We start from the raw sequence: 12,794 nt of genomic DNA, 5'->3' as shown, positions 1-12,794 counted from the left end.
GACGGTGCCAAAGACCCCCTCTATAAGGGCGCCAACTGGCGGCGGGCGCAATCCTGCCGCCGCTGTTCTTTGAGCAGTTGCAGGCTCTTTTGGGGCCTCAGAGATGGCCGCAAGGCTCATCGCTCATGTTCCGGGAACGGCCCAGCAACCGAACACCCTAAATCCGAGCGTCGATTCCGCGGTCAAGCTGCCGGCGCTACCCGACCAAGACGCGACCGGTACCCGCAAAGGACATTGAGACCATGGCCAACACTACCTCCGCCAAGAAAGCGACGCGCAAGATCGCCCGCCGCACCGCCGTCAACAAGTCGCGCCGCACCCAGATGCGCGGCGCCGTGCGTAACGTCGAAGAAGCCATCAAGACCGGCGACCGCGCCGCCGCCGCCAAGGCGCTGGCCGCTGCCGAGCCCGCGCTGATGCGCGCCGCCCAGCGCAACATCATTCACAAGAACAACGCCAGCCGCAAAGTCTCGCGCCTCACCGCGCAGATCGCCAAGCTCGCCAAGTAAGTTCGAGACGCTAGCTCGCGACGTCGGTTTGTCGCGCGAAGCCGATCGCTTCGTTCGATCTGTTGAAGCCAACATCGCAAGCCTCAATCAGCCCGGCTTTCACGCCGGGCTTTTTGTTGGCCGCCACAATTCACGCTTGCGGTCTCTTCACGCTTGCAGTCTTTGACGCGCGCCATCTTCCGTTGGAAGAGTCTCGTCGTCTTCGCTATGCTGTGTCCGTAGTTTTACCTGCCGTTGTTTTTGCAACAGCTGAAACCTTGGTTTGCGCTGCGGTGCGGTGCGAAAAACCACTGCGGCGCGGGCCTAAGTTGAATTCGCGCGAAGCAAAGTTCTGCACACCGTAGTTTCACCGGAACCTGTTTTCTGCTCGGGTTACCCTGTGAAACGAGACTCAAAAAACGGTGTCTCGCTAATCACTTATCGACATAGCGGCGACAAGCATTTGGAAAATTCGCTCGCACGTCGCGTGCGTGACGATTTTGTAAAAATTTTTTAGCGGTGGCGGAGTCGTTGTCACATGACACGCGCGATTTTCGAATCTGTGCACGAATCCAAAAACTTGGTCTCAAGGCTGTGAACAACTCGTGCGCGGCGTTAACGCTGGTCAAGTTTTTTGATGCCTCAAGTGTGAATCAATTTCGTTGCGAGTCTTTCCGCTTAGTGTATTCCTTAAGTCGTTCGCGGCGCCCACGATCTTGAGACCAGCGCGGTTTAAGAAACGGGGCGAGCGTGCAAATCGGCGGCGGTGTGCACGTAGGCGACGCTTCAACAAGCGATAGTCGGATCAAAACCCATAGCAATATGGGAACGGTAGCTCTTTGTCTTGACGTCTCCAAGCGAGATCTTCGCGATCACGCTCGCACCAAGCGCATGTGCAAGATACATGTGAGAGACATCTTGAGACTACCCCGATACGCATGATGGCGTGGCCGAGCGGACGACACGAGCAGACGGGCAGGACATCCGCGACTTGAGTACAGCGCGGAGGTTCTTTTACGCAGGACCTTGCCGTGAGCAATCACGGCAGGACGGGGAGGTATCATGTCCTACGGATTCAACGCGGTATTGACTTTAGCTTCATCCTCCAACGATGCCGTTTCCAATCCGTCCTGTGCGCAGCCCCCCTGTGACGGGGCGTCGAGTACGCGCTGACCTCGCGAACCCTCCATCTCCGACATCGCTGATCTGACCGCGGCGCTATCCGCCGAACGGTCGAGCTGTGCCCAAAAGATGGACTCGCTCGAGGTCGCGCCGTGCATGGCAGGAACTCTGCATGGCGCCCACCACGCAACCTTATCTCTCAAGAAAAGTTTTCAAATGATGACGACATCGGAACAGGATCGCTGGTCACGCGTGAAGAGCAGGTTGCGCTCGAACGTCGGCGAGGACATCTATACGAGCTGGTTTGCGCGCATGGATCTTGAAGGCGTGCAGGACGAGAGCGTGCGGCTCTCGGTCCCGACGCGCTTCCTGAAGAGCTGGATCCAGGCCCATTATGCCGAGCGCGTGCTGTCGTGCTGGCAGGCGGAGATGCCGGAAGTGCATCGCATCGATCTCACCGTCCGTTCCGCTGTGCGCCCCGTGGTGCAGCCGAAGGAAGCGCCTGCGCCGGTCGAAGCCCGCCGCACCCCTGCGCCGGAGCTGCGCTCGACCGCGACCGCGCCGGTTTCCGCCAACCATGACGCGCTCGGCGGCTCGCCGCTCGATCCGCGCCTGACCTTTGCGAGCTTCGTCGTCGGCCGCTCCAACACGCTGGCCCATGCCGCCGCGCGTCAGGTCGCAGAAGGCCGCCGCGGCGACCCTGTGATGTTCAACCCGCTCTACATCCATGCCGGCGTCGGCCTCGGCAAGACGCATCTGCTCCAGGCTGTGACCTGGGCGGGCAATTCGGGCAATGAGCGCAAGGTGCTCTATCTCACCGCCGAGAAATTCATGTACGGCTTCGTCGCCGCGCTGAAGACGCAGACGGCGCTGGCCTTCAAGGAAGCGCTGCGCGGCATCGACGTGCTCGTCATCGACGATCTCCAGTTCCTGCAGGGCAAGTCGACGCAGGCCGAGTTCTGTCACACGCTGAACGCGCTGATCGATGCCGGCCGTCAGGTCGTGATCGCGGCCGACCGTCCGCCGTCCGATCTGGAAAGCCTGGACGATCGCGTCCGCTCGCGCCTCGCCGGCGGTCTCGTGGTCGAAATGGGCTCGCTTGGTGAGGAGCTGCGGCACGGCATTCTCAAGTCGCGCGTCGCAGCTGCCCGCACCCATCATGCGACTTTCGATGTACCGGAAGAGGTGCTGCATTATCTGGCGCGCGCCATCACCCACAACGGCCGCGACCTCGAGGGCGCGATCAACCGGCTTCTTGCTCACTCGAAACTCAACAACCAGCCGGTGACGCTGGAGATGGCCGAGCGCGAGGTGCGCGACCTGATTCGCCCCTCGGAGCCGAAGCGGATCAAGATCGAGGACATCCAGCGCGTGGTGGCACGGCAGTATAATGTCAGCCGCTCCGACCTGCTGTCTTCGCGCCGGACCGCCAATGTGGTGCGTCCGCGCCAGGTGGCGATGTACCTCGCCAAGACGCTGACCCTGCGCTCCCTGCCCGAGATCGGACGCCGCTTCGGTGGCCGCGACCACACCACGGTGCTGCACGCCGTGCGCAAGATCGAGGCTCTGGTGTCCAAGGACAATGCGCTGTCCGAGGAGGTCGAGTCGCTCAAGCGCCAGCTGCAGGAATAAACGCCCAAGGAATAAACGCCTAAAGCTTTCCTCCCGCCACCTCCCGCCGACCCGGGCATGCCCGGGCGGCGGGTTTCGTTTGCCCGGACGGCCGCCTTCATTTCTGCCTGTAAATGTCGGGGAACTGCTCCCCAATCCCTTGAAACGGATGGCTTTCCGCGCCACCTTGCGCGACCCTGACGGCTTTGGTCATATCGGCTGAACGGTCCGGCTTTCAGGGATCTTCGGTGCCGTGGTGCGCGTCCTGCCGCCCGGCTTCTCCAACGCTTTAGTTTTCTCGGGGATCGGGCGAGTAGTGCAATGAAGGTTACGGTCGAACGCGCGCAACTCCTGAAATCGCTGGGCCATGTCCACCGCGTGGTCGAGCGCCGCAACACGATTCCGATCCTGGGCAACGTGCTGGTGCGCGCCGAGAACGCGAAATTGTCGCTGAAGGCGACCGACCTCGACCTCGAGGTGACCGAGACGCTGCCGGCGGAAACCGCGACCGCCGGCTCGACCACCGTGCCGGCGCACATGTTCTACGACATCGTGCGCAAGCTGCCCGACGGCTCGCAGATCGTGCTGGAGGCCGACGGCGACCGCGCGGTGCTGGCGATCCGCGCCGGCCGCTCGCGCTTCACGCTGCAAACCCTCCCCGAGAATGACTTCCCGGACCTTGCCGCCGGCGACCTCTCGCATTCGTTCAATCTCGCCGCCAAGGACGTCAAGCGGCTGATCGACCGCACACAGTTCGCGATCTCGACCGAGGAGACGCGCTATTATCTCAACGGCATCTATCTGCATGCCGCCGGCACCGCGAAGGCCGCCACCTTGCGCGGCGTTGCCACTGACGGCCACCGCCTCGCCCAGCTCGACTTGGTGCAGCCCAAGGGCGCCGAGGGCATGCCGGGCGTGATTGTGCCGCGCAAGACCGTCGGCGAGGTGCAGCGCCTGATCGAGGACACCGAGGCCGAGATGACGATCGAGCTGTCGCAGGCCAAGATCCGCTTCACCATCGGCAACGTCGTGCTGACCTCGAAACTGATCGACGGCACCTTCCCCGACTACGGCCGCGTCATCCCGCAGGGCAACGACAAGGAGCTCGTGGTCGACAAGAAGGACTTTGAGAACGCGGTCGACCGTGTCTCGACGATCTCCAGCGAGCGCGGCCGCGCGGTGAAATTGTCGCTATCGCCCGGCAAGCTGGTGCTGTCGGTGACCAATCCGGATTCGGGGAGCGCCACCGAAGAGCTCGAGGTCGAATACGCCTCCGACGCGCTCGATATCGGCTTCAACTCCCGCTACCTGCTCGACATCGCCGCCCAGATCGAAGGCGACGTCGCAGTGCTCCGCCTCGCCGACCCCGGCTCGCCGACGCTGGTGCAGGACAAGGACGACAAGAGCGCGCTGTACGTGCTGATGCCGATGCGGGTGTGAGGCCTACCTTCACGCCACACATTGACTACATTCGTCATGGCCGGGCCAAAGCGCGAAGCGCGTCTTCGCGAGATGTCCCGGCCATCCACGTCTTGAGAGCCTGAGAACGTGGGTGACGGCAATGACGAGCTAACATGACCCCCTCCCGCATCCATCGCCTGACGCTGACGCATTTTCGGAACTATCGGGCGGCGGGGCTCGAGACGGCGGCTGACATGGTGGCGCTGGTCGGGCCAAACGGGGCGGGCAAGACCAATTGCATCGAGGCGATCTCATTCCTGTCGCCCGGACGCGGCCTGCGACGCGCCACGCTGGAGGATGTCGCCGACAACCAGGGCGACGGCTCCTGGGCGGTGTCCGCGCAGGTCGAGGGCGCATTGGGGCTGGCTACGCTCGGCACCGGTATTGACCCGCCGCGTGCAGATGCCGCGGTGAACCGGCGCGTCCGCATCGACCGCGAGCCGGTGAATTCGGCGGCCGCCTTCGGCGATCATATCCGCATGGTCTGGCTGACGCCGGCGATGGACGGGCTGTTCATGGGCGCGGCGTCCGAGCGGCGGCGCTTCTTCGACCGCCTGGTGCTGGCGATCGACAGCGAGCATTCCAGCCGCATCAACGCGCTGGAACGCTCGCTGCGTTCGCGCAACCGCCTGCTCGAGACGCGCAATTACGACGACCATTGGTGTGACGCGATCGAGCGCGAGACCGCCGAGCTTGCGGTCGCGGTCGCCGCAACGCGCGGCCAGACCGCGGCACGCCTCACCGGCATGCTGAACACGCGCGCACAGCAATCGGCGTTTCCCTCCGCTCAAATCGCGCTCGACGGCTGGATGGAGAACGCGCTGCTGACCGAAACGGCGACCTCGGTCGAGGACCGCTACCGCCAGATCCTGCGCGACAACCGCCCGCGCGACGCCATCGCCGGCCGCACCACCGACGGCCCGCATTTGACCGATCTGCAGGTCATCTACGCACCGAAGAGCATGCCGGCGCGCGATGCCTCCACCGGCGAACAGAAGGCGCTGCTGATCGGCCTCGTGCTGGCGCATGCGACGCTGGTGGCCGAGATGACCGCCATCGTGCCGCTGCTGCTGCTCGACGAGGTCGTCGCCCATCTCGATCCCAACAGGCGCGCCGCACTGTTCGACGAGCTGCGCAAGCTCGGCGCGCAGGTCTGGCTGACCGGCGCGGACCCGGCCGCGTTTGCCGAGATCGGCGCGGGCGGCGAAGTCTTTGACGTCGAGAGCGGACGCGTTTCCGCCCGGCGCTAGCCCGTTTTGTTGAACCCGGCTTATTCGGATCGCGACTAGGACTGTGAGGCCGCGCAGGCGGTGTCGCAGCCGTTGCAATCGCGCGATCGACACGCGCGATATCCCTGGAGAGAAAGACCATGACGACGGTAAGGCGCGGGACGAAAGTCCCGGCACGATGGCGGCTGTTCGTGTGCGGCCTCGCTCTGCTCGCAAGCGGCGTGGCCGCGGCAAGCGCGAGCGGATGGACGCCGCATCTGCCGCTTCTGTTCTCGTCCGCGCTCACGCCGGATCCCGACGCCGTGCTGCCCGCGCCGACCCGGGCCAGCTATCGCGAGATCGGCACCACGAAAATGCTTGGCATCGACGCGCCGCTGCGGACCAGGCTCACGGCACGCATTCCCGCCGAGCTCGGCGACGTGCTCGCCTTCTACCGCACCGAGCTCGGCAAGCTGGGCTGGAAGGAGCAGCACGATGGCGCGGTCATCGCCAGCGATCACGTCCGGCTCACCTACAGGACGGCGCTGGGGCCGGCGGCGCTGGCGCTCGACCGCAAGGGCGCGAGCACCTCGGTCAACCTGGTGCAGCGAAACAAGGAGGCCGCGACCATGGCGCATGTGATGCCGAGGCCCGGCCGCGCGGCGCTGATGTTCACCAATCTCGGCGACAAGGAAGCCGTGGTGACGCTCGACAACCACATCGTCATGCTTCCTGCCCGCGCCGGCAAGGAACGTCCCGAGGCGCCGTTGTTCAACATGCCGCCGGGCAAATACGCCTACGCCTTGAAGATCGACGGCGGAGCGGACCGCGACACGACGATCGAGCTCGCGGCCGGCGATGCCTGGGAGGTCACGGTCGGCCCAGAAGGCGACCTGTGGTCGCCGCTCCAGCTCTATTGAGCTCGGCGCCGCCGGATACCGCTGTTGAACCTGTCAGGTTCCCGCCGCGACTAGCTGACTGGGCCGCGCCAATTCTCGCGAAATCCAGGAGCTTTGCCGATGTCGATGATCAAACGCGGGACGCGAGCCCCGGCACGTGGGCTGCTGCTGGCCTGCAGCCTTCTGCTGATGGCGAGCGCCGCACGCGCCGCGCAATTCGACGCCGGCTATATCGACCCTCACACGGTGCCGATGCTGCCCGGCGCAATCGAGGACACCTCGCGTCCCGACCCTTCCCGGGTGCAATATGTCGTGCCGACCGTGGTCGCGGTGACATCGGCTGCCGTGAAGAAGATGCTCATCACCGAGGGCTGGGTGCCCTATGTCCGCCCGCTCGACGAGACCAACACCAGCCTCGCTTTCAAGAAGGGAGGCCAGGGACTGTCCGTTTCCTTCACGCAGGGGCTCGGCCGACCCGACCAATCCGCAGTCACCTACTCCCCGAACCGCATCTATTCGAACGTCCCCTTCCCCGAGGGCGCTGTCGATCTCGTGTTCGACGAGACCCGACCCTATCTCGGCTGCATCGCGCCGGCCACGCTCGAGGCCGCACAGGCTTTCTACGCGAAGGAAATGGCTGCGATCGGCTGGCGCAAGCTGACGCCCGAGACGGCTGGAAGCTGGCCGAATGCGGACCTGAGCGCATCAGTCCCGAACGGCGTGCGCGCGTACTACGACCATCCCGATGGCGACTCGACGCAGTTCTACAAGCAGAAGCCGGTGATGCTGACCCTGACCCGCCGTGACGACGGACGCACCAATGTCGACATCAGGATCGCACCGTTCGCGCTGCCCACCGATCTCGAGGCCGGCGATACGGCCGGCCTACCGGAGCCGAAGCCATACAAATCGTCCTCGGGCCGAGGCAACGCCCGAACATCAACGCGCGAACTGATCGTTGCAGCCCTTGCCGACCTGCCCGCCGTAGAAGCCTTCTACCATCGCGAATTTGCAGCGCGGGGCTGGACGGAAGAGGGAAATGCACCTCTTGCGCCAGGCGACGAGGTCGCGCTGAAATTCTCCTCGCCGGAGGAAAACGGCGTGCTGCATCTCGGCCGCAAATACGATTTCACGATGGTTCATCTGACCGCGCAGGTGAAGGAGAGCGTGCTCGCCGCCCGCGCCAAGGCGAAGAAGGACGCAGACGACCAATTCATGAGGGATGCCGAGGCGATGACGAAGCAGGTCCTCGCCGACGACGCTATCAGGCGCAAGGCGCAGGCCGCCACGCTGTCGGATGCGCCGTTGCAGGCGCTCGCAGGCAGCAACACGCCGCTGCCGGTGCCCGAGAACGCGCAGGAGGTGGAGTTCGGCGACGGCCGGCTCGAATTCAACTCGACCTCGAGTGTGAAGGCGCTGGCCGCGTTCTACCGCGCCTCAATGAAGCCCGCTGGCTGGAAGGAGCAGCCCTCCGTCATCAACCAGCCCAACATGGCGGTGCTGGAATTTTCCAAGGCCGGCAAGTCGATCTCAATGACCTTGATGCAGATGGGCCCGAAGGTGAATGTCAGCGCCAACGGATCCGGCCTGAGAATGGCTGCCGCCAAGCCTGCCGCCACCAGCCAAGCGGCGAGCAACGATTCCGCAGGCGCGCCAGCCAAAGCCTCCGCCCCGCTGGAAGCAGATCCGGACTCTGCGCTGCCGGTGCCGAAGCAGCACACATCGACCTCGCTTGGCACGGCAAAACTGCCGGGCATCGAGGTGCCGTTCCGCCGCGAGCTCGAGGCCAGCGTTCCGGCAGAGCTCGGCGATGTGCTCGTCTTCTATCGCAGCGAGCTGAAAAAGCTCGGCTGGCAGGAGAAGCCGGAAGGCGCGATCACGACCGCCGATCGTGTCCAGCTCGCCTTCGCCTCGCCGCAGGGGCCGGCGACGTTGAAGCTCGGCCGCGCCAACGGCGAGACCTCGGTCAACCTCGTGCAGAAGAACCCGGATGCCGCGACCAAGGCGGACATCATGCCGAGGCCAGGTCAGGCCAAGCTGCTGCTTGGCAATATGGGTAACCAGGAAGCCGTGCTCACCATCAACAAGCAGACCGTCAAGGTCGCGGCCGGCGCCGGTGGCCCTCAATCGCCGAAAGGGCCGATGCTCGATCTGCCGCCGGGCAAGTATCAATACGCGCTGAAGGTCGCAGGGCAGCCCGGCTGGAACGCCACGATCGAACTCGTCGCCGGCGATGCCTGGGGCCTGATGGTGGGCCCGACCGGCGAGGTGCTGCCGCTGCAGATGTATTGATCCCGCCGCCTTCGCCTGTAACGGCCGGGTTGAACCCGTCAGGTTCGTGGGGCGACTAGTTGTCTGGAGACGGCGGCGACTATGTCGCAGCCGCGCCGGCGCGAAAATCACAACCGCAACGTCCCTGGAGAGTGGGCATGACGAGGTTGAGGCGCGGGACGAAGGTCCCGGCACCATGGCGGCTGTTGCTGTGCGGCCTTATTCTGCTTGCCAGCTGCTCGCGGGAGCCGCTGACCGCAGCAGATGCGCACGCCGACATGCCCGTGCCGACGCGAGCCAGTCACTCAAGTTTCAGCACCACGCACGCGTCCGGCATCGAAGTCCCGCTCCGGATCGAAGTGAAAGCCCAGGTGCCCGCGGAGCTCAGCGACGTGCTCGCCTTCTACCGCGCAGAGCTCGGAAAGCGCGGCTGGCAGGAAAAACCTGGTGGCACGATGGTCGCCGCCGATCGCGCCCTGCTCGTCTTCGCCTCCCCGAAGGGGCCGGGCATGCTGACGCTCGACCGCGCCAAGGGCGAAACCACGGTTGACCTGGTGCAGCGGAATACAGAGACCGCGGCCAAGGCCAACTTCCTGCCGATATCTGGACAAGCGCGGCTGATATTCGGCTATCTCAGGCCAAACGTGGCTTCGCTTGTCATCAACGATCAAACCATTGAGATCGCTGGTGGCGAAAATCATCCACAAGCGCTGGATCTGCTGCCGGGCACGTATCCCTACGAGCTGCGCGCGTTTGGCCTTCTGCTGCGCGCCGATACCGTCACCCTGGCGGCAGGCGAGACCTGGGACCTCAGCGACGACAAGAAGCCGTCCCAGATCTACTGAACCCCTGGCCTGTTCCAGGGCACCACGACACCGCGGAACGAGCGTCTGCATCCCCGCAAAATCCACGCCTTTGAGGCTCGAAAACAGCCCCTCGAATCGGGCTTTTCGAGCCCCCCGGAATCGGCCTTCGCACGCCTTGAAATCAGGCCCAAAAATCCTATCTGATCAAAGGGTTGCCGGGAGATACTTTGCGCTAGGCGCAAACCCTCTTTCATGGCACAAATAGCTCCTTAATCAGCGCCTTTTGCGCGGCTGATTCGGGCGACATCTCGAAGGCCTCTCATGACAGAACCTGCTCGGCAGCAAGCTGCCGAAAACGAGCCCTCCACCGCGAGCGAATACGGCGCGGAATCGATCCGCGTGCTCAAGGGGCTCGATGCCGTTCGCAAGCGCCCCGGCATGTATATCGGCGACACCGATGACGGCTCGGGCCTGCACCACATGGTCTACGAAGTCGTCGACAACGCGATCGACGAAGCGCTGGCGGGCCACGCCACGCGCGTCGACGTCGTGCTCAATGCCGACAATTCCGTCACCGTGCGCGACGACGGCCGCGGCATTCCCGTCGACATCCACAAGGGTGAAGGCATCTCGGCGGCCGAGGTCATCATGACCCAGCTGCACGCCGGCGGTAAGTTCGACCAGAATTCCTACAAGGTCTCCGGCGGTCTGCACGGCGTCGGCGTCTCCGTCGTCAACGCGCTGTCGAGCAAGCTGGGCTTGCGCATCTGGCGCGACGACAAGGAACACTACATCGAGTTCGCCCATGGCGATGCGGTCGCACCGCTCAAGGTGGTCGGCGATGCGCCGGGCAAGCGCGGCACCGAGGTCACGTTCCTGGCCTCGGGCGAGACCTTCAAGAACATCGAGTATGATTTCGCGACGCTCGAGCACCGCCTGCGCGAGCTCGCCTTCCTCAATTCCGGCGTCAACATCGCACTGTCAGACATGCGTCACGCAGTCGAGAAGCGCGAGGAGATGTACTATTCCGGCGGTGTCGAGGAGTTCGTCAAATATCTCGACCGCAACAAGAAGGCCCTGGTGCCGGCGCCGATCATGGTGCGTGCAGAAGCCAACGGCATCGGCGTCGAGGCCGCTTTGTGGTGGAACGACAGCTACCATGAGAACGTGCTGTGCTTCACCAACAACATCCCGCAGCGTGACGGCGGCACCCATCTGGCCGGTTTCCGCGGCGCGCTGACGCGTCAGGTCAACGGCTATGCCGAGGCCAATGCGAAGAAGGAAAAGATCGCGCTGACCGGCGACGACTGCCGCGAAGGCCTCACCGCCGTGCTGTCGGTGAAGGTGCCGGACCCGAAGTTTTCGTCGCAGACCAAGGACAAGCTGGTGTCCTCGGAAGTGCGCCCCGTGGTCGAGAACGTCCTCAACGAGGCGCTCCAGGCCTGGTTCGAGGAGCACCCGTCCGAGGCCAAGATGATCGTCGGCAAGGTGATCCAGGCCGCCGCCGCCCGCGAAGCCGCGCGCAAGGCGCGCGAGCTGACGCGCAAGAGCCCGCTCTCGGTGTCCTCGCTGCCCGGCAAGCTCGCCGACTGCCAGGAAAAGGATCCGGCCAAATCAGAACTCTTCATCGTCGAGGGTGACTCGGCAGGCGGCAGCGCCAAGCAGGGCCGCAACCGCGAATTCCAGGCCGTGCTGCCGCTGCGCGGCAAGATCCTCAACGTCGAGCGCGTCCGTCCCGACAAGATGCTGGGCAGCGAGCAGATCGGCACGCTGATCACCGCGCTCGGAACGAGCATCGGCGACGAGTTCTCGGTCGAGAAGCTGCGCTATCACAAGATCATCGTGATGACGGACGCCGACGTCGACGGCGCTCACATCCGTACGCTGCTACTGACCTTCTTCTATCGCCAGATGCGCGACATCATCGACGGCGGCTATCTCTACATCGCCCAGCCGCCGCTCTATAAGGTTTCACGCGGCAAGTCCGAGCAGTACCTGAAGGACGAGCGGGCGCTGGAAGACTATCTGATCGACACAGGTCTCGATGATTGCGTGTTCGTCCCCGGTGCCGGCGGCGACCGCACCGGCCGCGACCTGCGTTCGCTGGTCGATGACGCCCGCGTGGTTCGCAGCATTCTGCGCAACCTGCACAGCCGCTACAACCGCAAGGTGATCGAGCAGGCCGCGATCACCGGCGTGCTGAACAAGGCGATTTACGGCGATCCCGAGAAGGCTGCCGCGGCGGCGCAATACATCGCCGGCCGCCTCGACAATCAGTCCGAAGAGGTCGAACGCGGCTGGCTCGGCCAATACGTGGAAGGCCATGGTTTCCAGTTCGAGCGCACGGTGCGCGGCGTCAAGGAAGCCGCCTTCATCGACGACGCTTTCTTGGGGTCGGCCGAGGCCCGCAAGCTCGACGAATACACCGTGAAGCTCCAGGACGTTTATGCCCGCCCCGGCAGGCTGCGGCGCAAGGACATCGAGCACATGGTCTACGGTCCGGTCGACCTGTTCGAAGCGGTCACCGACGCCGGCCGCAAGGGCGTCACGCTGCAGCGCTACAAAGGTCTGGGCGAGATGAACCCAGAGCAGCTCTGGGAAACGACGCTGGATGTCAATGCGCGCTCGCTGCTGCAGGTGAAGGTCAAGGAGGTCGACGAGGCCGACGACATCTTCACCAAGCTGATGGGCGACGTGGTCGAGCCGCGCCGCGACTTCATCCAGGAACATTCGCTCAGCGCGACGATCGATATCTGAGGCTTTGTCGCCTGTGACGCTCGGTGTGAGCTCCGGGCACAGATCACCTCTCCCGTAGGGAAAGGAGCGCATCGACAGATGCGATCCGGGTGAGGGATTCTGGCGTCACTGGATGCCGCGCTCCCTCACCCGGATTCTCAGGCGGGCAATTACGCGCCAAAGCAATCCGAC

The 12,794-nt window shown here is 64.3% G+C and carries 8 protein-coding genes; all 8 read left to right on the top strand.

Annotation, left to right across the window (positions count from 1 at the left end; all coding sequences use genetic code 11):
- Positions 1–242 precede the first annotated feature (242 nt).
- The gene (rpsT, locus tag XI06_RS38815) at positions 243–509 is read left to right on the top strand and encodes a 30S ribosomal protein S20 (protein WP_092289289.1); all 267 of its coding nucleotides are present in this window, start codon (positions 243–245) and stop codon (positions 507–509) included.
- Between the two features lie 1,320 nt (positions 510–1,829).
- Complete coding sequence (dnaA, locus tag XI06_RS38810; RefSeq protein WP_237861308.1) at positions 1,830–3,242, top strand: chromosomal replication initiator protein DnaA; 1,413 nt, start codon at positions 1,830–1,832, stop codon at positions 3,240–3,242.
- A 300-nt stretch (positions 3,243–3,542) separates the two neighbouring features.
- The gene (gene dnaN / locus XI06_RS38805; RefSeq protein WP_128963055.1) at positions 3,543–4,661 is read left to right on the top strand and encodes a DNA polymerase III subunit beta; all 1,119 of its coding nucleotides are present in this window, start codon (positions 3,543–3,545) and stop codon (positions 4,659–4,661) included.
- A gap of 134 nt (positions 4,662–4,795) precedes the next feature.
- Positions 4,796–5,932: a DNA replication/repair protein RecF gene (gene recF, locus XI06_RS38800; RefSeq protein WP_271607734.1), complete on the top strand. Its 1,137-nt coding sequence runs from the start codon at positions 4,796–4,798 to the stop codon at positions 5,930–5,932.
- A gap of 119 nt (positions 5,933–6,051) precedes the next feature.
- Positions 6,052–6,810: a hypothetical protein gene (locus XI06_RS38795; protein WP_271607733.1), complete on the top strand. Its 759-nt coding sequence runs from the start codon at positions 6,052–6,054 to the stop codon at positions 6,808–6,810.
- A 99-nt stretch (positions 6,811–6,909) separates the two neighbouring features.
- Positions 6,910–9,081, top strand: coding sequence for a hypothetical protein (locus tag XI06_RS38790; RefSeq protein ID WP_237860558.1), 2,172 nt, complete (start codon positions 6,910–6,912; stop codon positions 9,079–9,081).
- 257 nt (positions 9,082–9,338) lie between these two features.
- The gene (locus XI06_RS38785) at positions 9,339–9,905 is read left to right on the top strand and encodes a hypothetical protein (RefSeq protein ID WP_271607732.1); all 567 of its coding nucleotides are present in this window, start codon (positions 9,339–9,341) and stop codon (positions 9,903–9,905) included.
- A gap of 282 nt (positions 9,906–10,187) precedes the next feature.
- The gene (gyrB, locus tag XI06_RS38780; protein WP_237860560.1) at positions 10,188–12,623 is read left to right on the top strand and encodes a DNA topoisomerase (ATP-hydrolyzing) subunit B; all 2,436 of its coding nucleotides are present in this window, start codon (positions 10,188–10,190) and stop codon (positions 12,621–12,623) included.
- Positions 12,624–12,794: the final 171 nt, after the last annotated feature.

The organism is Bradyrhizobium sp. CCBAU 11434 (genome assembly GCF_028128895.1).
GTDB lineage: Bacteria > Pseudomonadota > Alphaproteobacteria > Rhizobiales > Xanthobacteraceae > Bradyrhizobium > Bradyrhizobium zhengyangense.
The sequence above is the reverse complement of the archived record's forward strand: the minus strand, read 5'-3'. Positions and strand labels throughout refer to the sequence as shown.